Genomic DNA, 21623 nt, shown 5'->3' on the forward strand with positions numbered 1-21623 from the left:
TCATTATTTAACCTACACAATTTCAGGCAGGTTTCGTTGTCAATGCATGCCAGTCTCTTATCCTGAGAAGTAAGAAAGAAAAAATATTCAACTAAACAGCATGTTATGAATACTTAAAAATATGAAGGAGAGATAAAAAAGAGAGTCTCGGAGCTATTTTCTTAATTAAACGTCCTCGAAATATGTTTAATCCCCCATGATTTCCAGTGACTAGACAATGAATACGTATGCAAAAACTTGCTTATATTTTCCGCTATGAAAGAGTGTCAAATTACAAATTCATATCAAAAAATATCAAATTTACAACAGAATCATCCATACCCTGAAAAGCCGTTCTTCGCTCCCTAGATGTTAAACATGAGCCAGAACAGAATAACAACAGAGGATAGACTCAATGACACGCTTAAACTCTGCCTTACGAAAACCTCATCTACTGCCACTGCTTGCCACCCTGATTGCCACTCAAAGCTTAGCTAGCGACACCGATGTGAGTAATACGGTGAACTACTCAACCGATGTGATATATCAGATAGTCACCGATCGTTTTCTAGACGGGGATAGCGGTAATAATCCGCCACCAGCCATGTTGGATAGCAGTTGCAGCAATCTTAAGAAATATTGTGGTGGTGATTGGCAGGGGATCATAGATAAACTCAACGATGGGTATTTTAGCGACATGGGGATCACCGCGCTGTGGATCTCTCAGCCCGTCGAAAATATTCACGGCGTGCTCAATGACGCCCAAGGAAGCACCTCCTACCATGCCTACTGGGCCAGAGACTTTAAGCGAACCAACCCCTACTTTGGCACTTTCAACAAGTTCGATACCTTAATCCAAACCGCACATAACTTAGGGATTAAGATCATTATCGATTTTGCCCCCAACCACAGCTCACCCGCTTCCAGTGATGACAGCAGTTATGCCGAAAATGGTCGACTCTATAATGATGGCGTCTTAATGGGCGGCTATAGTAATGATTCTGCCAACCTGTTTCACCATAATGGCGGCACCGACTTTTCAACCATTGAAGATGGCATCTATCGCAATCTATTCGACTTAGCTGACTTCAACCATGAAAACCAACAGATGGATCAGTATCTACAGGAGGCTATTGCCCTGTGGTTAGATAAGGGCGTCGATGGGATCCGCGTCGATGCAGTCAAGCATATGCCCTTGGGCTGGCAGAAGAAGTGGATGAGCGCCATCTACAAACATAAACCCGTATTTAGTTTCGGGGAGTGGTTTTTGGGCAGCAATGAAGTTGATCCCGCTAACCATGATTTTGCCAACAATAGCGGCATGAGTCTGCTGGACTTTCAGTTTGCACAAACCACCCGTAAAGTGTTCCGCGATCAAACTGCCGATATGCGTGCACTGGATCAGATGATACAGGCAACATCCTCTAGCTATCAGGAGGTTATCGATCAAGTCACCTTTATCGACAATCACGATATGGACAGATTCCAGCAAACAGGCGTCAATCAACGCCGCGTCGAGCAGGCTCTTGCCTTCACGCTAACTTCACGGGGCGTGCCCGGTATCTACTACGGCACAGAGCAATACTTAACGGGCAACGGGGATCCTAATAATCGCGCAATGATGCCAAACTTTAATCAAACCACCACAGCCTACAAGGTGATAAAAGCCCTAGCGCCTCTGCGCAAGTCTAATCCAGCACTGGCTTATGGCGATACTCAAGAGCGCTGGTCAAACTCAGATGTCTATGTTTATGAACGTCAATTTGGCAGTAGTGTGGTTCTGGTTGCCATCAATCGCAGCAGTAGCCAATCCTATAATTTAACAGGCCTCTTCACCGCATTACCTCAAGGGAACTACTCAGATATCCTCACAGGTAAACTCAATGGTAACAGTATCGACGTCTCAGCCAATGGCGCCGTTACTCCATTCAACTTAAGCAGTGGAGAGGTGGGAGTCTGGCAGTATACCGCCAGTGAAACTCAACCAAAACTTGGCCATGTAGGCCCAATGATGGCAGCGCCAGGAGATACCCTCACCTTAGATGGACGAGGATTTGGCAACACAGGAGCGGTTCAAGTTGGAGCCACAAATGCACAGGTTCTTAGCTGGTCCGATACACAAGTAAAAATCCAGATCCCGACTATCTCTGCAGGCACTTACTCAGTAAAGCTCACCACATCAAACGGACAGAGCAGTTATCCAGATCTAGATGTGCTTACTGGACCGCAAAAGTCGGTGCGTTTTATTCTGGAAAATGGTTACACCCAATGGGGGGAAGCTATCTACCTTGTAGGTAATATCCCAGAGCTTGGTAGCTGGGATCCCGACAAAGCTATCGGCCCCTTCTATAATCAAGTTGTTGAGCAGTATCCGAACTGGTATCAAGATGTCAGCGTTCCCACAAACACCCAACTGCAGTTTAAATTTATTAAGAAAAATGGCAATCAGGTGATTTGGGAGAGCGGCAGTAACCATCAGCTCAACGCGGGGTCTACCGACTCCAGTATTAGCGTTAATTGGCAGTAATACTCGATAGATTAACCTGAACTAAGAGAGCTATTTATAAACAACTTAGGGTGCACTTTATCCTCTGCCGATAAAGTGTACATAACGACCTAAAGAGATATAGGGCTCTCGCTGGGAATAGATAAGCTCCATCTCCAATAACTTAGCGTAATCGAAACCTTGCGGCTGACAATGCTTAAGGTAATCATGGATAACTCTCACCCCAGACTGAGATACTAGCTCCATGTTCCAGTCATCGAACCAACCTCTTACATCATCAATAAACAGTGGATGAGTCGGCGTTAATCCTACTTTTTTCTTGATCTTAAACTCAGCTGCCACATAGTCGAAATTGCCCGAGACTAAACTATGAAAACGCATCGCTTCTTTGTTATAGAACATCAAAGAAAATAAACCACTAGGCTTAAGCAACTCTATTAATTGGCTTAATGTCGTTCTAGCATCGGTTAACCACTCAGCCACCGCATGACATAAAATCAGATCGAATTGACCATACTCTGCTAGCGTTAACGCCTGAATAGGGCTGTGAACTAAGCGAATATTTAAGTCTCTCTCGGCTGAGTCTATCTGAGCTTGTGCCAGAGACAACATCTCTGCAGAGATATCACACAAGATAACTTCATGACCAAGCGCCGCTAACTTTTGACTGAAAAAGCCAAAGCCGCCACCAGCATCTAATACTCTTAAGGGCTTGTCACCCAGCTCAGTGAGAGCCAGTTGCAGATCTCGCCAAACAACTGCGGCTCGAATATCACCTTTGGGTGTCCCATAAATATTTTTGGCAAATTTATGCGCGAGTGTATCGAAGTTCTTGTCTTGCACTGGATTAAAGGTCTGATTTTAAGGGGGCGGTATTTTGTCACAAAGAGCAGGAGTTACCATCATTTGCCAAGATTAAACACTGAAGTGTGATTCAGCTTTAATTTCTCCGAACTAAGCAGTACAAAAAACAGACTACTTATCCACCTAAACTTGTGCAAAGATACACAACAGGCACTCACCTATGGGCTCGTCATGAAGATAAATAAGGACAGGTTATCGGCTTTTTATCAGGTCGCCATATCAAAAAACTTCCACACAGCCGCCGATGTCCTGTGCATCACTCAACCTGCACTCTCACAGAGAGTACTCAAGCTAGAGCAGGAGATAGAGACCACACTGTTTATCAGAGGCAATGACGGTGTCACTCTCACTCAATCTGGCCTACTTCTCTTAGAGTATGTACGTAACATCTCAAGTATGGAGCTGGAGGTATTAGCCAAAATATCGGGCCACAGTAACGGTGGTAGATGTGGAACCCTAAGAGTGGCAGCATATAGCTCAATACTGCGCTCTGTCATTATGCCCGCCCTCAAGCCTATTTTAGACAGCTCAGAGGATATTCATGTAGAGTTCTTCAGCCGTGAGATGAGAGACCTCCCCTCCATGCTAAAAACCGGTGAGGCCGACTTTATTGTATTGGATCACTTCAACGACCTCATCAACTTCAATAAGGTAAAAATAGGTGAGGAGGAGATAGTTCATGCCCGCCACATAGAGCACACAGATGAAAATCAGGTCTTTTTAGATCATGACATTCAGGATATGACCACCTTCAGCTTTTTTAAAAGTCAGGGGTTAGGCGATGTCAGTCTTAAGCGCTGCTATTACGACGATATCTATGGGGTGATCGATGGAGTCAAACTGGGATTTGGTCAAGCTATCGTCTCCCGTCATTTAATCTCTGACTTAAACGACATTGAGATCATCCCCTACCCACACGTCGTCAGTAATCCTCTCGTTCTCTATTACCATAGTAATCAGTATTTAACCACTCTCTATCAAGAGGTAATTGATACCCTTAAAAATCGCGCAGCCCTATTTTTACAGCCTTAACTTAGTTCTTTATTCGCTCCAATTAATCCCTTTACTTTATATACTCCCACTCAATATAGCCCTGTCAGTGAACAATAACTGAAAAATCGAGCAATCAAAGTAGCCGATTAATTTAACTAATCACACAATAGAAAATGACGATTTCACAGGCCACTTCAAACCTCATACGGTGTTTGCTATCCAACCAATACTGCGTAAGTAAGCGAACAGATTGATTGGATAAGTTTCCTCGATGGGAGGATTAAGGATAGTGCACCTAAAAAGGATATTTATCATGGCAAAGAAAAGAGATGGCGTAGTAGATGGTTGGATTTTATTTAGAGGCTGGTGTGAGCGTAATGGAGGCACACCTATTCGAGGTGGCGGTAGTGCTGAACATGTATGTTTTATAGGACCTTTACCAGATGACACTATAGACCCAGGTGATGACGGGACAGTTGATATAGCAATTCCTGGTAGCGGTTTAATACCTAAATTTGGTGAGCAGATGGTAGCTATAGAACTTCAATCTTCAAAGCTACGTCTAGATAAAGCTCAACTCGAACTTGAGATAGCAAAAGATCGATTTCGTGGTTATGAATCTAAATCAAAGAGCAAATAAATAAGTAGAAGTAGCCCCGTAAAAAGGGGCTATCTATCTAAGGTAGCTCACTAAAAAATCATACCTCCAGAGCTAGATCAATATCCCCCCAGTTCAAACCGCCCATATGTCAAAAACCAATCTTAACCATCAGCAATTTGCCCGACTCTCAAATAGCCGATTAATTTAACTAATCACTCAATAGAAAATGACGATTTCACAGTCGGCTTACAGGCTTATATGGTGTTAATTACCGAATAAACACCGAGAGTAAGAAAATGAACGGACTCATGATATCGACGGTTTATAACCTCAAAGCTCAACGACATCGTCTCTTATACTTGCTTAGTGCCATGATGTTATCCATCTCTAACGCCAGTGCCCAAACCTTGCCTCAAGAGAGTCAATTAGGACAAATATGCTACGGCGATGGTGATGAGCAAAAAATCTCTGCCGACACGGCTCTCTGGCTCGCCAGAATGATAGATGGAGAGACCTATGGTCACCCCACTGAAGTTGAGGCTAATACCATGCTATGGGCTATCGCCCAACTTTCAGCTGTTCGCAAAACCAAGCGCAACTTAACCTGGAAGCTCGACAAGCTAGCCCAACTCTATTCACAACCTATCAACCATAAATGGACCCGTTCAGGACGTAAGTGCAAACGCTATTACGCCAAAGATTTTGACGGAAAAATCCCAAGGAACTGCAGTAAGAAGAAAGTCAAAAGACGTGAAAACAATAGAAGCAAACCTTGGAATAAGTTGGCACCTATCGCACGGCAAACCGTACTTAAATTTGCCAAAGGAGACTCAATAAACCCAGCTATCGGCGTTCAAGGCTGGTATGCCTCCGGCCTTTGGTATCGACGAGACAAGAAAAATATTAATACTCGAGAACATAAACTGTTTCACTCAAAGATTGATAACAACGTGTTTTATACCCGAACTAAGAGTCCAGCAACCAATAACTGGGATGGCTTCGAAGTCACAATCGTTGCCGCTGATTCATTTTGCCCCATGATTATTGATCTGCCGTCGAAGAAAGGTTCTGACTGACTCATTACTATCAAAAGGTCTGATAAAAAGACCCAAAACAGAGTTAAAAATGGAAATTAACTTTTAAATCAAAGGAGCTTCACCATGAAAACCATCACATTCATTTGGCTTATTGCTCTGCCCCTATTAGGGCTAGCTAACGCTTATGCAGAAAATAGATCCCCAACTCAAAAAGCAGCCATGATAAAGATGCAACATCAGACCAAAAGCAGTACTCAGACAGTGGATCATGCCTTGGCATTTAGCATTCCTAAAAGTATGAATAAAAAGCTCAATGTTATTCAATGGACCATGAATGCTGGCACTGTGGGCCGTCCAATTCTCAGTGGTAACCGATACCAACTCGTTAATTTAGCGAGTAACTGTGGCTTAAAACATCAAAAGAGGACCTTCGCCGCCAATCTGGGGTGCCGCAAACCTTCATCAAAGAAGATGAACTTATTGGTTAAGAGAAAAAAAGGAGGTGGGCAACTTAGATACGGCGATGTCGTCGCCCTAAATTTAAATCCCTATGGCTGGCTAAAATATAAAAGACAGAAAAAAGGTATTAATATCAGTGATGATAACCACAACCCTCACTTTATTTGGAAAATAGGCGGGGGTAAAAATGGCACTAAACTCTTATCTGGCATGCCTTTCTCTCTCTACAACACTAAACCTAATAAAAACTATGTCATCTATTGCAAACGCACCTGGGGTATCGATTTCGGCTATTTCAAAACCACAAAATGTGGTGGCTGGTCAGCGAATCTATCAGGCAAGGTTTTTGGCGCTAATGGCGCTTTATCGGGAGATGGAATGGCGGGAAAGCTAGCCAAAAATTGGCGAGATAAATTATGTAAAGCCGCGGTCGGCTCTGCTTCTGCTTACATCACAGCCCAATCAGGTGGTACCACAGGTGTTGCTGTCACCGCTGCAGCACCAAAAGCGATTAAAAAATGCAATAAGTGGTAACAGGGATACACAGCTAACAAAACGGACCAGAGTTAAGGCGGAAAGGATGAAAGAGTTAAATACAGAAAAATTAGATGAATTGGTCGGCAAGGTGGTGGGAAATACCAGTGCCGCCTTTAATATTTTATTGGCATATATCGCCGATCAAACTGGGGTTTATCGTGCCATGGCTGATGGAAAATTAAGAGGAGCAGATGAAATAGCTAAGCTAGCCAATGTTGATGCTAGGTATCTGCAGGAACTCCTGTGCGCCAACGCAGCCAGTGAATACGTCAGCTATGACAATGATACGGAAAGCTTTTATCTCACTCCAGAGCAAACTGCAGTGCTTGCAGTTGAGAAAAGTCCAGCCAATATGCATGGCCTATTTCAGGTTATTGTGGCTCAATATGCCGAGTATCAAATGGCTCTAGAGGTGTTTCGCTCTGGTAAAGGGCGATCATGGGGTGAACAACATACCTGCCAGTTTTGCGGAACAGACCGCTTCTTCAGACCGGGTTATGAGATCAATTTAATCGACAACTGGATCCCAGCAATGGATGGCGTATTGAACAAATTGGAAGATGGGGGCACCATTGCTGATATTGGCTGTGGTCACGGGTCATCCTCGGTGCTGATGGCTAAAAGCTTTCCTAAATCTAAGATCTTCGGTTACGACTTTCATAAAGGATCAATCGAAAGTGCCAAAGCTCAGGCTATGGCGGCAGGTGTTAATAATATTGAGTTTAGTACCTCAGATGCCAGCCATATACCAGCTAAAGATGGCTATGATTTTGTCTGTATATTTGATGCACTCCACGACATGGGCGATCCCGTTGGCGTAGCTAAACATATACTTAGCACACTAAAACCCGATGGCACTTTAATGATCGTAGAGCCCATGGCTGGTGATAAAACCGAGGACAACCTTCATCCTTTAGGTGGCGTCTTTTATGCAGCTTCAACATTGATCTGTTTACCTAATTCACGCTCGCAAGATGTCGGCTTATGTTTAGGCGCTCAAGCAGGCCCAAAGCGACTTATAGAGATATTACAGGAGGCAGGGTTTAGCTCAGTTGCTATTGCGACAACCTCTGCCACAAATCTTGTGATCCAAGCTAAAGCGTAAAACAGCTTAATCACAGTACTAATAGCAATCAATATAAAAGTGGAACAACAAGGTGGTCATCACACTAGCGTATTATGCTAGTTAGATGCTTTAGCGCTCAATAGTGAATACTCGTAATTAGCACCATTGGCCACCTTTCCAGAGCTGCTGGTACCCAGATGGAGTTTCTGCTTAGGAGGGATTGTATATGACTCGGTTTTTTCCCAGCCTGGCTGCTGATTATATCGGGTCATAACATTATTGAGTGTCACCTCAACCGCCACATCTAACATGTTAATAAGGTAAACAAATTGCCCAAAGAAACCTGAAGTTCCCTCCAGCTTTATTCTGGCAAACTTTGATAAGATCTGTTCATCATCAAGGGGCTCTTTGCTCTGCAGGTAAGTATCATTTTCAGCGAGCTCAGATTGAGACAACTCACTGTAAAACAACGCCTCCTCTGCATCTGCTTCACCTGACACTTGCTTATTCATCGCAATATCCCTATTTTCTAATTTCATATATACATCCTTGTATTTCAAGCTGTTAATGATTAGAGCCAGTTTACCTTTTTTGATAATACCAAAGTATTACACGAGATTACAAATGAGTACATTAGCAGAAGGTCTATCTTGAAAATTTCTCTATTACAGCACAGTTAGCTAGCATATTTGCTCAAGATACCAGTTGCATTGAGTATCTGACCATTCAGCGGGAGTTCAAAGCGCTGTAGGCAAGGCTGGGGCTTGAAGCTAATAGTTATTCTATATCTAGAGCCCCAAACGCAGCATAAAGTGCTTTGAAGCCCGCACTATGTGAGCGACTCAGGATGTCCACTTCTGCTTTGCATTGACTTAAAAGGGAATAACATTTCCTCATCAATGCGCCTTGAATTGAAAACCCTGAGGCACTCTGAATTGATTACATACTGAATGCAATTGGTATAACCCGCAAGTATTAGACAAACAAACTTTCAATATTTTTCCCGCATGGGCAGCACTAGGTCAAGTGGGCTAGTTTGAGTAAAAAATTCCCCTATATTCGACAATGCGGACTTTTGTCCTTAAACCTTTCATCACCTCGCCTTACCATCGGATAAATTTAACCGCTCTTGTACATCAATATAAAAGGTGACAAGGCGAATTTTAAGAAAGCGAGTTATCTATGACTGCACACATTAATGCCCAAGCTGGCGACTTTGCCGAAACCATCATCATGCCAGGCGATCCACTGCGCGCTAAATATATTGCCGAAACTTATCTTACCGATGCTGTTGAAGTGACCAATGTAAGAAATATGCTAGGTTACACAGGCTTCTATAAAGGGGCACTTATTTCGGTCATGGGACACGGTATGGGGATCCCCTCTATGGTGCTTTATGCCCATGAACTAATTAATGATTTTGGTGTGAAACGTATCATACGTGTGGGCAGCCTAGGGGCGACACAAAAAGATGTCAAACTACACGATGTCATTTTAGCTCAAGCTGCTGGCACAGACTCTCCAACCAATGCTAAACGCAGCAGTGGCTATCAGATGGCGACTTCAGCCACATTCTCCCTACTCCATAAGGCCTATACTGCCGCACAAGATAAACAGATCAGTGTCAAGGTTGGCAATATCTTCAGTGGTGACATGTATTACGATCCCGATGAAGATATGATCCCAGCCCTAGAGCGCTTTGGCGTATTGGGAGTGGATATGGAAGTGGCGGGACTGTATGGTTTAGCGCACCAGCAACACATAGAGTCTTTAGCCATTTTAACGGTTTCAGATCACTGCATCACAGGCGAGGAAACCTCGGCCGAAGAGCGTCAGCTTTCATTTAATCAGATGATTGAGCTAGCGCTAGAAACTGCTTGTTGTTAGTACCAACCTTTTGCCTGAAACCAGACTAAATACACTCGCAGCACAAAGGTGTTTTCATTTAGCCATGCAACACTCTGTGCAGGTAAAAATAAAGCCCCGAAACACATAAAAATAATCAATATCCGTGCTGCGAGATTTAAAAGACTAAGGAATCTATGATGAGAAATAAAATCTCTTTAACCCTGTTAAGCTTCCTCGCTAACTTTATTATGGCGGGATTTGCAACGCAGTTTGGCATGTTGATTGAACCCATTGCAGAGAAGTTTTCCGCCAATATTAATGAGGTGGCCTCCATCTTCTCTCTACTCAACGGTGGCGCACTAGCTGGCACCATCGCCGCCTTCTTCTTGATAGAAAAAATAGGAGTTAAGCGTATTACTCTTATCAGCTATATGCTGATTGCCATCAGTGCGGCAAGCCTACATTTCACCTCCTCCTTAAGTGTCGTTATGATCGCCATGACATTAATTGGCCTATGTGGTGGCGTGGGCCTTTGTATTGCGGGAACCATTGTGGTCTCAGTGTGGAAAGATAAAATACAGAGCACCATGTTGGTGGTTCAAGATGCGACTTTTAATGTTGCAGGTGTGGTTTTCCCACTTATCACGACATACGCCCTGAGTCATGCGCTTAACTGGAGTTATAGTTACCTAGCCGTTGGATTGGTTGCACTTATCACCGCAAACGTTGCACTGCTTACAAATTTCGATCTGTGTGAGCCTAAGAGTGATGCTAGCGGGAGTCACATCGGTGAAAAATCTGAGTGGAACTTCTCAATCATCAGCGCAGGAATCGGCTTATTTCTCGGCATGTTAGCTCTATATACTTTCCTTACATGGGCACCTATGTTCGTTAAAGAGAAGTTTGATATCCCATTTGAGGAAGCAGGTAATATCATCACTCAATACTGGTCAGCGGCGCTTGTCGGTGCCTTAGTCTCGACACTTATCGTTTCCAGAGTCAAAATTCAGCATTTTCTTATGGGTATGATGACCTTAGCGCTAGTGATCACTAGCATCATTGTCACCACAGACAAGCTTGAGTGGATGGGGTATCTAACCTATGGTTACGGCTTCGCCTGTGCTGCACTTTACAATGCCTTTATCGCCTATGGTGTCTCATTTGTGAAACAAGCCAGCAGTAAAAATGTCTCCTACATCTTAATCAGCGGCAGTGCTGGCGCCATGTTTAGCCCCGCCATCAGTGCGATGTTCGAAACCGTTATCGGCCTACAAAGTGTGATGTATGCCATACCAGTGATATACGCCATTATTTTAACCATGTTAGTGGTTTCACGTCGCCAAGCGACTGAAAACAGTTTAGCCATGGCTTAATTTTGAAAGCAAAAGATCGTATAATCGAGCCGATACCAATCGGTATAACTTTAACTTCTAGAATGACAGAGATAAGCGAACTGCCATGCGAAAACCGAGAACGATTAGAGTTAAAACGAGAATGCGAAAAATCAAGATGAGGCGAGCTAAGCGGCTCAGTTTGTTGATGATGAAGGCCAGTCAACAACAGGAGAAGCAAAGAAGTTTGTCACTCTCTAAGGTAGCGTAAGTTACCCTAAAACTAGCCTCGCAAACTTGTCGTTCGCGGGGCTTTTTTAATTAACTCTCCTCGATATAAGCGATCAAACCATCGAGATCATTAATCACTATCCCCTCCTCCTTGTCCCTTAAGATCAATCCCAGCTCCTCTAACCTCTTCACCGCACGACGATATACCCTATCTGTGGTGGCAAAACGTTCCGCCTCTAGATAGCACTTAGTAAAGCCATCTACAGGTTGATCATTGAGATATTGATGATAGAGATCGTAAGCGATGTTATAGGCGATAGGATAGAGCATACGGCGGGTCAGAATATCCACCGTATCTTGATAATCAATGGCTATTGCACTGGCAAAGAAAAGGGCGAACATCGGCTTTTGAGTGAGTGCTCGTTGTAGCTTATCGCCACAAATAATCTGAATCTCCAACTCCTCTTCGGCGATGATATCGAGCTGACACAGATAATCGCTAAAAAACTCCATCTCACCAAAGATCTGAGAGTCGCACTCCATAGTCCCTAACTGAAAGCTACGCGCATTTCTCGCGGTATACCCCATGGAGATCCGGCCCCGCTTAACGAGAATAAGCGAACTCACCTTTTGCCCCTGCTCCATCAATTTATGATGAGCGGGCACCAAACGAGTATCACTGATACAGTCTGCCATGATCTCTTCGATATCATGGTGTTCCTGCTGCCAGAGCGAATGAAATCGCCCTTTAGAGAGAGGTTTTAGCTGCATATGAGTTAAGCGAGTTAAGAGAGAGGTGGATATTATAACCCTCTCACGTATGAATGATAGATGCTCACTTTGCTAACCTAAGTGAGCCACAAATATCACGCTAGTGGTAGATTTGGCCATTATGCTTAAGCCAGCCGCCAACATGCTTTCCTTGGGGGTCATCATGGGTCCAATGGACAACGCCTCCCTTACTGTTGAACTCATATTGACCGTTAAATTCGACGATATCACCTAGAGCAATAGTTTCAATACGAGGAGCCAGATCGATATTATGAGCCACCAGCAAGGTTTGCTCATTGGACAAACGTAGGATAAACCTCTGATGGCGACTGCCCTCATTGTCATCATCGAGTAACTTAATAACCGTACCGAAAGCACTAACCTGCACGCCATTTTGCCTATTTTGATAAGCCTTAGCTACGACATTGACCCCAGCATTTAATAAAGAAGAAGCTGCATTGTCTGCAACAATGGTACTGCTCTGTGACAGCTCAAATGAGTCATTCGATGCTCCCGACGAGCCCACAACCCTGTTATAAGCGAAGCTAGCACCAGCCAATACCAACATCATGATCCCGATCCGATAGAGAATACCTCTCGTCTGACTCTGGGACTGATTCGCTCTTTTTTCGCTGTTAATGGTATCTCTTTGCTGACTTCTCAGACCTTTTTTCGCCTTAGAGTTAGTATCCTCTTCACTCTTACGTTCAACACCCTCAATATACGCTTCAACAGCATTGAATTTGCCATCTGATTTGCGCTCAAGTTGAAAATAGATAATATCTCCCTCTTTAGGACGCCGGCTCATATGGCTTAGGGTTGAGGCATGAATAAAGACATCTCTATCTAATTCCGGCTCAGCTTGGATAAAACCGAAACCTTTATCATCTTTCCAACGAACTAAGGTGCCTTTGATAATATTCTGCTGCATAAACTCCATTTAACCTACTAATACCAATCGGCATAAAGATGTGATCGCTCAGCGAGAGTTTAGCGCTTCTGAGGCAAGGCAACGAGTGAGGAACATAGTTATTCTACGTTTAAGCTCGTTAACACAGCATCGGATGAGCTAAAACTCGCCTGTAAGGAGTGTTTTTGGCTGCCTACTTCTGCGTTGAATGAACTCACAAGGGAATAACCATTCTGTCATTCATTCGCCTTGAATTAGCTTGCCAAAAAACTCTGAGTAGATCACTTTCTTATACCGATTGGTATATGACAACCTATCTAATAATATAAAATGTAACTCTAAAAGGCGGTTTTACATAGAGAAATTTATACATTTCTCACACAAGGATAAAGGAGAAGGCCAACCTAACTCACATCGCAAACAAGCCCCTTATAAATAATGATCACTCTAGAAAAAAGTCGATGAAGTACATCCCTCTTCTTCGTAAACGGCTAGCCAACTCCTCTTTGCTTTCCAGCTCCCTTTGATGAGTGATGTAACGGGACCTACTTTCCATCTGAGAGATAAACCTCTCTCCAGCCCTCTGCCTGTCGCTTTGATTTGGAAATAGTTCTCGAAGCTTTTCAAGTTCAGCATAATCAAACCATATACCGCCACACCCAGGACACTCATCGATTTCAACCAGGTGCTCTGGACTATAAAAGTGCCTAGCCATCACCACATCAGTACATTTAGGACAGAAGATACGCTCACTTAAATTCAGTTGTGGAGGCACAAACTGACTAAGGTGCTCAACAAGTACTTGCCCTCTCCTTTCATGTTTTTCATCAAAGTGCTCAAGCTCGTTATTATCAAAAAATACACCTCCGCAAGCTTCTGAGATATCGACAGTGATCCCACCCACTTTCACGGGAGTTAAATCTATATTGGTTCTAGCGCACTTCATCTTAAATCCTTTAAAAAATATCCATTTTCCATCTTACGAACCCTCGAATAACAAATCAAACATCCAAGTGACCTCACTACTTAACAAATTAGACTTCTAGATGGCCATTTGATATGTTCAACTTTCATTCAAATGGATTGGGATAGATAAGATGAAACTCGAGTCACTGGCACTGCACCACGGATACGAATCGGAAGCCACCACTAAAGCTGCTGCGGTTCCTATCTACCAAACCACTTCTTACACTTTCGATGACACTCAGCATGGCGCCGATCTATTTGATCTTAAAGTTCCAGGAAATATCTACACACGCATCATGAATCCCACCACAGATGTGTTGGAGCAAAGGTTGGCGGCTATCGAAGGGGGGATAGGCGCATTAGCTGTGGCTTCTGGCATGGCGGCCATCACCTATGCAATTCAGGCATTGACCCAAGTGGGCGATAATATTGTCAGCACCAGCCAACTCTATGGTGGCACCTATAACCTATTTGCTCATACTCTCCCTCGCCAAGGCGTCGATGTGCGTATGGCGGCCTTCGATGATTTCGATGGTTTAGAGGCCTTGATTGACGATAATACCAAAGCACTCTTTTGTGAATCCATAGGTAATCCGGCAGGCAATATTGTCGATATTGAACGCTTAGCCAATATCGCCCATAAGCATGGTATCCCTTTAATGGTTGACAATACGGTTGCCACGCCAGTGCTCTGCAAGCCTTTTGAGTATGGCGCCGATATCGTGATCCACTCGTTGACAAAATACATTGGCGGCCACGGCACGACCATAGGTGGCGTGATTATCGACTCAGGTAAATTTGATTGGGCTGCGCAGCCTAAGCGTTTTGCCCTACTCAACGAGCCCGACTCCTCCTATCACGGCGTTGTTTATACCCAAGCTTTTGGCCCCGCAGCCTTTATTGGCCGCTGCCGTGTTGTGCCCCTACGTAATACCGGCGCCGCCCTTGCCCCGCAAAGTGCATTTCTGCTACTTCAAGGCCTAGAAACATTGGCGCTTCGTATGGAACGTCACTGCAGTAACGCACTGGCTCTTGCTGAATATTTAGAGAAGCATCCTAAGGTGAGCTGGGTCAATTATGCAGCCCTTCCAAACAGCCCATTTCAAGATAATTGCCATAAGATCGCAGGTGGTAAGGCATCGGGGATCATCAGTTTTGGCATCAAATCAACCCTCTCAGGCGGTGGTAAAGAGGCAGGTGGTCACTTTATCGACGGCTTAAAGATGATCTTACGTTTAGTCAATATTGGTGATGCAAAATCACTGGCCTGTCACCCAGCTTCAACCACCCACAGACAACTCGATGCAGAGGAACTAGCGAAAGCTGGCGTGAGTGAGGACTTAGTTAGGATCTCGGTGGGTATTGAACATATCGATGACATTATTTTTGATGTTGAGCAAGCACTTGAACAGGTAAAATAAACCACGATTAATTGCCCGAGTAGAGTAGATAAAAGCTCTATTCGGGTAAAACTCCCCGTAAAACAGGACCACTATTTCAACCTAATAATTGTACCTAGTCATTCAACCTAAAGACCATATTTTTTGCATGGATAAACTATACTTAAATAAAGGAATCAATCCTTAGCAAGCGAGCCTCTAATGTTACGTCACTCTTTAATTTTAGATAATGAGCCCTCTGCTCTACGTAAGCTAAAACATATCCACCTTTCAACTAAGGTCATCTACCCGGCAATAACTCGAATTGCAGTGGCACTTTATGACTCTGATACTGATATGGTGCGAACCTTTATCTATAGTGGTGATGACACCCCATTAAACCATTACTACGCACTTTTAAAAGATTGTTACTCGCTAAACCAGATTGCCGAAACACAGCAATCTAGGCTAGAGCAAGACTTATCAGTATTTGAAAACAGTAAACATCTACATGCACAGAAAATATTCGAAGCGGGTTTTCGAAGTAGCTACAGCCTACCTATTATCATAGATGACAGCTTAGTCGGATTTATATTCTTCAATGCAGAAAAAACTCAAGCATTTGAACCTGCCTGTTTAGATCACCTCGAGTTGGTCGGTAACTTAATTTCGCTGGTGATATCCAGCGAACTGGCTAGCATAAGAACATTGGCATCGACCATGCGAACCGCCATTGACGTTACTCATTTTCGCGATCCGGAAACTGGCGAGCACCTGCAACGTATGGCCCATTACTCCCGCTTGATCGTCAGTAAAATTGCAGATGAATTTGATCTTGATGATAACTTCGCTGAGCACCTTTTCCTGTTTGCTCCGCTACACGACATCGGCAAGATCACCATTCCTGATGAGATCTTACTCAAAAATGGCAAATTACTGCCAAAGGAGCGAGCCTTGATGGAGACCCACAGTGTAGAGGGCTATAAATTAGTCGATCGCCTTTTAGAAAATTATCACCTCAACAGCTTAAGCCACACTCATATGCTGAGAAATATTGTTCTCTACCACCATGAAAGCTTAGATGGAAAGGGCTATCCCGAAGGGCTAGTCGGCGATGAGATACCTATCGAAGCCAGAGTCGTAGCTGTAGCAGATATCTTTGATGCATTAACCAGTGAGCGCCCCTATAAACAGGCATGGAGTAACCAACAAGCATTTGAGGAGTTAACTAAACTCGCTGGCGTGAAACTCGATGCCAGCTGTGTGAATGCACTACTCACCTCAATGGATGAAGTTAAACTCATTCAACATACCTACAGTGAAAGCACTTTGGTTTAACAAGAATGGCTTAACAAGAACGGCTTAACAAAAGCAGCTTAACAAAAGCAGCTTAACAAGAGTTGCTAAATATAAGTATTGATAACAACTTATATAAGCCACTTAGCATAAAGCCAGTTTAATTTAGTCATCAAACTGGCTTTATTAGGTTAGCGGTAAAAACAGTTAACGTTACTGATACCCTTCGACTTTAATATCATCGATGGCGATATCACCTTTCCAACCACCAACGGCTTCAGCACGGAACCTGATGATTATATCCCCCTCAAAAGAGGACAGATCTACCTCTTGGTATTGGTAAGCGTCACTACTACTGCCTTGCTGCTGACCACTTACCTGAAACAGTCCTAGTTGCCACTGGCCTTGATTAAGTACATCCACTGCCAATGTGCCAATTTCAGCACCATACATGTGATAGTAAAAACTCAATGTTCGTGCTGTTCCGCTCACAATGCTACTATCGAGATAGGCTGTGTCTCCCGCGTTATAAGCGTAGTTCTTTGACGTTTCAATATAGGCGTAGGTGCTGGTAGTTAAAGCGCCAGAAGTAGGGCCAGTAGAGTTAGATGGCGTTGTTCCCGCTTCAGTTTCCCACACATGACTCGCATCAGTACTATTACTCCAACCGCCGTTAATGCCTGATTCAAAATCCAGTGAAGTAAGTTCAGAATATGTTGCCTCCACAACAGTCAATTCAACTTGTGCCTCAGCCGATGCACCTTGAGGATCAGAAACCCTAACAGTTAAGGTGTTTAACCCTAAATCAGTATCTTGTGGTGTACCAGATATCAAACCTGCTGCCGTAAGGTTCACCCAAGCCGGAGAGGAGATTAAACTAAAGCTCAATTCATCCCCATCAGGATCCATTGCTGAGCTTGAGATATCGCTGCTGTAGGCGGAGCCAACTGAAGCATCGGCGATAACCGTTGGGTTTAACTCAAATTGTGGCGCTTGATTTTCTGCTACAACCTCAGTGCCAAACAGCTGAAGGTTATCGATGGCAATATCTCCCTTCCAACCTCCCGCTGCTACGGCTCGCACTCGAACTCGCACACTTCCAGAGTAAGCCGATAGATCCACATTAGCCTGTCTAAAACTCTCAGTACCTGCCCCTTGCTGTTGACCTGACAGTTGCCAAATATCATTAATCCAGCTGCCATCTATGAACAGATCCACCGCTAAAGTGCCAATATCTGCGCCATACATATGGTAATCAAAACTCAAACGGCCAGTACTAATGGTAAACTCAGGGCTTTCGAGCAGTGCCTGCTCACCAGCTGTATACGCTCCTTTATTATTGGAGGTTTCAAGATAGAGATAGAAACCTTGACCACCGGCTCCTGAGTTCGGTCCCGTCGAGCTTGATGCCGTACTACCAGAGAGTCGACTCCAATCCCAATCGTGGCTACTGCTGTTACTCCACTCCCCTAGCCCAGATTCAAAATCAGCTGATGAGAGTAACGCCTCATTCGTCACCTCGATTAGTACTCTATGACTGGCAGTTGAGCCCTCATTATCCGTCACTACCAACTCAACCCAATAGCTACCCGCTGTTTGATAGATATGCTTAGGGGCTTGCTCACTGGATTGAGTGTTATCACCAAAATCCCATGCCCACGATACCAGTTGTCCATCGCTATCTTGGCTTTGGTCAATAAAGTTAATGGTTAATCCTTGAGCGTTATAGATAAAGTTAGCATCGGGTGCTTGATTTACCGCACCAGATGAAACCGTTACAGTTTGACTACTGCTATTGCTTGCACCAAGCTCGTCGGTCACGCTCAAGGAGACCAGATAGCTGCCACTGTTTTGATAGACATGAGTAGGTGACAGTGCGCTTGAAGTTGCACCATCACCAAAGTCCCAAATCGTGGAGATAATTTGGTTATCTGGGTCGTGACTGGTATCGGAAAAATCGACATTTAGATCATTGCTGCTAAAAGTAAAACTTGATACTGGCGGTAGATTACCATCACCACCGGTTCTAAAACCCGCCACTATTGCGGCCGTCAAATTAAGTACTCTGGCATTATCGTGAGTATCAGTGGTTCCTCTGACAATATTTTGAAAGCTGCGGGTGGGATCTGACCAAAAATTCTGTCGGGTACAACAGCTATTGCTGTTATAGGACATAATTGAACGCCAACCACCTTGGGTATAGAGAAACCCATGACCAAAAGCATAGGGCGTTGTATTGCTGTCTTTCTCCGGGTTATGGCGGGCCGACATCAAGTGGCCTAGCTCATGGCCAAACGAGTAGTAACCCGTTGCACAGCTATCTTTGACCACCATAAAGGCGGTATCTTCCGAAGCGCCTATCTCCCTTGCTCGGCCGCAGGCGCTGGCATCACCAATTAAGATGGCTGCAACATCGGCGCTGTACTGATCTCTTATCTGATAGACATCATCCATATAGCCATCATTGGGCAGATGAAACCTATCGAGATCTAAACCATGATCTCCCGACTCAGCGTAGTTAAGCTCATAACTATGGGCCAACTCCACCTGAGCATTAACCCCCGAATCTGTAAATCCTTGATTGGTTTCGGCCACAGCCAGATCAATGAGCGCCTGCATACCAGGGTTTTGATTTAATGCTTCACTGGTATAACCCACTAATACTCGGATCACAGAGCTGGACGAAGTGGATTGAACCACAGAAAGTGAAGAGGGCGACAGAAGATTCATGCTGCCTAACGGGCTACTCTTTCCCACAGGCACATTTTTTCCTACTGGCATAGTACCGCTATGCTCATCGGGCAACAAAGCCTGATCAATCTCATTTAATTCAATTTGGTTGTTTAGTGAAGGTTTGATCTTAAACAGACGGCCATTGAACTTAACTGTTGCCGATAAGAAATCACCGGACTTCACTAAAATTATCTGGTTATCACCAGGCGATTTGGGTTTATGTTGATTAACTATCTTCCCCTGCCATACCAAAGAACCTGAACCAGTCACATAGGAAAGTGACTTTTTAGCGATCAAGACACTTGAATCTGGCAGCTCAAACTTAAGTGAACCAGTTTCTTGGGTAAAAGCCTCCAACTGCATGGTATAGCGGGTGACACTTTTCACCTCTCTATCTCTGACAATATCCGGCATTGCAACAGACTTTAACTGAGGGACTCTCTTAACTATTTCAATATAAGTCTCAATATCAGTTTCGATTGCCGAAACGGGCGATATAAACAGACCAGCTAATACCAGAGCTGATAAGTTAAACCTAGTGCGATTAATATTATTGGGGTTACTTGGGGTTCTCATATCTATATTCCTGTATGTGTAACACACAGCGAACAGCCATCAATACTACGATACCTATCGGTATAATTTGTCAGCAAGATCACTAAAGTTTCTAAAAACAGAGCCACGACCAGCTCCAAAATCAGACTGCTAAGCTATAACCGAATAAAAGGTAGAAACACATAAATTTAACATCGTTTTTTTATCTATTTTTAAAGAGATAAAATAGAGAATTTATACGATATAGGCTTAACGAATACAAAGGGAAAGGATAAGAGAAATTAAACAGTGGAATACACAAACGATGTAAAAAGCGGTAAGTATAATAACTCACCGCTCTTATGCGCATCACTTGTAACTTAAACTGCTGTTAGCAAGCAGATGAATAAGCTTTAAACATTCGACTAAAAGCGACCTACAACTCCAACGCCCATACCAACACCGTCAACATCAGAATCTAATACTTTAGACAGGTTAAAGTTGGCAGAAAAGTTATCAGAGATACGTAGCCAATAAGCAGTTTGGAGACTAAAGAGATCGTCGACGTCATTGTTATGATAGCCTGCACCTACTGACCATGAGTTATTTACATACCAGTCAGCACCTAAGTTAAATGCATCATCAAAATCCGTATGCGTCCAGTTAGCCGTCAAATCCACACCAGCTGTGGACTCTAGGGTAACAAAGCTACGTAGATTTAAGCCATAAACCTCTACCGCATTGTTATCGCCATCTGCATAAAATGCAGATATTGAGGAAGATTCATTAAAGTAGTAACCCACTTCACCACGATAAGCATCATAATCTGTATTAGAAGCATCAAAACCTGTAATAGTTGTTTCAGCTCGATAATAGCTAGCGGAAACAAACCACTTTGACGCAAATACATAAGTACCATCCACACTGTAAGCATCGAAGTCATAAATTCCAACATCAAGTTTGCTGTAGCTCGCACCTAGATTTGTGGTTTGTGCAAGGAAACCATTTAACGCATAGGGGCTATTGCTTTGATCTACTGGAGCAATGTAATAACGGTAATTAGCATTCCAAGAGCCATCACTCACCTCTTCAGAGTTTGTTTGGTAATCTAGGCTTGCTTGATGTTGAAAAGCATTATCTTGTGCAGCAACGGCACTCATGCTTGTTAAACCCAGTAAAATTGCCAGTGATATTGTAGAATTTTTCATCAATTTATTCCCTTATATTTATGAAGCTAGGAGAATAAAAATAGGCAGAGGTTTATTAGATTTGAAAATGGGGCTGTTCAATCCGTTGTACTCTTAGGTATTTAATTCATTTAAACACCTTGCTCTCCTAGCGGCGCAAACAATAATTCATGTTCACCCAAAAGTGAAACAAAAATAGATAAAAAATGAAACAAATAATTAAAGCCATAGAAAAACCCCAAAACAAAACAAACCCACAACATAAACATAACAACCGAACAACTAACAAGCTCAATGCTAGTTAAAAATAAAAAACCGCAGACTAATATCTGCGGTTTCAATTTTTACTTGTTCTTCTACATTAACAAAGCTTAAATCTAAGACGCTTAATTAAA

General features: G+C 43.5%; 17 protein-coding genes. 10 read left to right on the forward strand and 7 right to left on the reverse strand.

The annotated features are described in order from the left end of the window. The first annotated feature begins 394 nt into the window (after positions 1-394). Positions 395-2506, forward strand: a complete 2112-nt coding sequence (locus K0625_RS18355; protein WP_220111010.1) for an alpha-amylase family glycosyl hydrolase — start codon at positions 395-397, stop codon at positions 2504-2506. Positions 2507-2563: 57 nt separating this feature from the next. On the opposite strand, the gene K0625_RS18360 is transcribed toward K0625_RS18355, so the two are convergent. Then, the gene (locus tag K0625_RS18360; RefSeq protein ID WP_220111011.1) at positions 2564-3328 is read right to left on the reverse strand and encodes a methyltransferase domain-containing protein; all 765 of its coding nucleotides are present in this window, start codon (positions 3326-3328) and stop codon (positions 2564-2566) included. Positions 3329-3520: 192 nt separating this feature from the next. Here K0625_RS18360 and K0625_RS18365 point away from each other — a divergent pair, with 192 nt between their 5' ends. From K0625_RS18365 to K0625_RS18385, 5 genes are all read left to right on the forward strand, one after another. Then, on the forward strand, positions 3521-4381 hold the full coding sequence (locus K0625_RS18365) for a LysR family transcriptional regulator (protein ID WP_220111012.1): 861 nt from the start codon (positions 3521-3523) through the stop codon (positions 4379-4381). Between the two features lie 274 nt (positions 4382-4655). Further along, positions 4656-4982, forward strand: a complete 327-nt coding sequence (locus K0625_RS18370) for a hypothetical protein (RefSeq protein WP_220111013.1) — start codon at positions 4656-4658, stop codon at positions 4980-4982. 257 nt (positions 4983-5239) lie between these two features. Further along, positions 5240-6019 carry a hypothetical protein gene (locus K0625_RS18375; protein WP_220111014.1) on the forward strand — a complete coding sequence of 260 codons (780 nt, stop codon included), beginning with the start codon at positions 5240-5242 and terminating at the stop codon, positions 6017-6019. An 84-nt stretch (positions 6020-6103) separates the two neighbouring features. Continuing rightward, on the forward strand, positions 6104-6973 hold the full coding sequence (locus K0625_RS18380; RefSeq protein WP_220111015.1) for a hypothetical protein: 870 nt from the start codon (positions 6104-6106) through the stop codon (positions 6971-6973). Positions 6974-7019: 46 nt separating this feature from the next. Further along, positions 7020-8081, forward strand: coding sequence for a class I SAM-dependent methyltransferase (locus tag K0625_RS18385; RefSeq protein ID WP_220111016.1), 1062 nt, complete (start codon positions 7020-7022; stop codon positions 8079-8081). Positions 8082-8158: 77 nt separating this feature from the next. Here K0625_RS18385 and K0625_RS18390 read toward each other — a convergent pair whose 3' ends face one another. After that, positions 8159-8581 carry a hypothetical protein gene (locus K0625_RS18390; RefSeq protein ID WP_220111017.1) on the reverse strand — a complete coding sequence of 141 codons (423 nt, stop codon included), beginning with the start codon at positions 8579-8581 and terminating at the stop codon, positions 8159-8161. 643 nt (positions 8582-9224) lie between these two features. Between K0625_RS18390 and deoD the strand changes: the two genes are divergently transcribed. Together deoD and tsgA are read left to right on the forward strand one after the other, a co-directional pair. Then, a complete protein-coding gene (deoD, locus tag K0625_RS18395; protein ID WP_220111018.1) occupies positions 9225-9929 on the forward strand; it encodes a purine-nucleoside phosphorylase in 705 nt (234 codons plus the stop codon). Between the two features lie 158 nt (positions 9930-10087). Next, positions 10088-11263 carry an MFS transporter TsgA gene (gene tsgA, locus K0625_RS18400; RefSeq protein WP_220111052.1) on the forward strand — a complete coding sequence of 392 codons (1176 nt, stop codon included), beginning with the start codon at positions 10088-10090 and terminating at the stop codon, positions 11261-11263. A 279-nt stretch (positions 11264-11542) separates the two neighbouring features. Here the strand turns inward: tsgA and K0625_RS18405 are convergent, their stop codons facing one another. The 3 genes from K0625_RS18405 to K0625_RS18415 all read right to left on the reverse strand — a co-directional run bounded on the left by K0625_RS18405 (position 11543) and on the right by K0625_RS18415 (position 14079). Further along, positions 11543-12223, reverse strand: a complete 681-nt coding sequence (locus K0625_RS18405; RefSeq protein ID WP_220111019.1) for a Crp/Fnr family transcriptional regulator — start codon at positions 12221-12223, stop codon at positions 11543-11545. Positions 12224-12323: 100 nt separating this feature from the next. Continuing rightward, positions 12324-13154, reverse strand: coding sequence for a DUF3465 domain-containing protein (locus K0625_RS18410; protein ID WP_220111020.1), 831 nt, complete (start codon positions 13152-13154; stop codon positions 12324-12326). A 421-nt stretch (positions 13155-13575) separates the two neighbouring features. After that, complete coding sequence (locus tag K0625_RS18415; protein ID WP_220111021.1) at positions 13576-14079, reverse strand: zf-TFIIB domain-containing protein; 504 nt, start codon at positions 14077-14079, stop codon at positions 13576-13578. A 151-nt stretch (positions 14080-14230) separates the two neighbouring features. On the opposite strand from K0625_RS18415, the gene K0625_RS18420 reads away from it, so the two are divergent. Beyond that, on the forward strand, positions 14231-15520 hold the full coding sequence (locus K0625_RS18420) for an O-acetylhomoserine aminocarboxypropyltransferase/cysteine synthase family protein (RefSeq protein WP_220111022.1): 1290 nt from the start codon (positions 14231-14233) through the stop codon (positions 15518-15520). A 180-nt stretch (positions 15521-15700) separates the two neighbouring features. Further along, on the forward strand, positions 15701-16816 hold the full coding sequence (locus tag K0625_RS18425; protein WP_220111023.1) for an HD domain-containing phosphohydrolase: 1116 nt from the start codon (positions 15701-15703) through the stop codon (positions 16814-16816). 171 nt (positions 16817-16987) lie between these two features. On the opposite strand, the gene K0625_RS18430 is transcribed toward K0625_RS18425, so the two are convergent. Then, positions 16988-20083: a PKD domain-containing protein gene (locus K0625_RS18430; RefSeq protein ID WP_220111024.1), complete on the reverse strand. Its 3096-nt coding sequence runs from the start codon at positions 20081-20083 to the stop codon at positions 16988-16990. 383 nt (positions 20084-20466) lie between these two features. Continuing rightward, positions 20467-21249, reverse strand: a complete 783-nt coding sequence (locus K0625_RS18435) for a putative porin (RefSeq protein WP_220111025.1) — start codon at positions 21247-21249, stop codon at positions 20467-20469. Positions 21250-21623 lie beyond the last annotated feature (374 nt).

The organism is Shewanella nanhaiensis (assembly GCF_019457885.1).
In the GTDB taxonomy this organism is placed as follows: domain Bacteria; phylum Pseudomonadota; class Gammaproteobacteria; order Enterobacterales; family Shewanellaceae; genus Shewanella; species Shewanella nanhaiensis.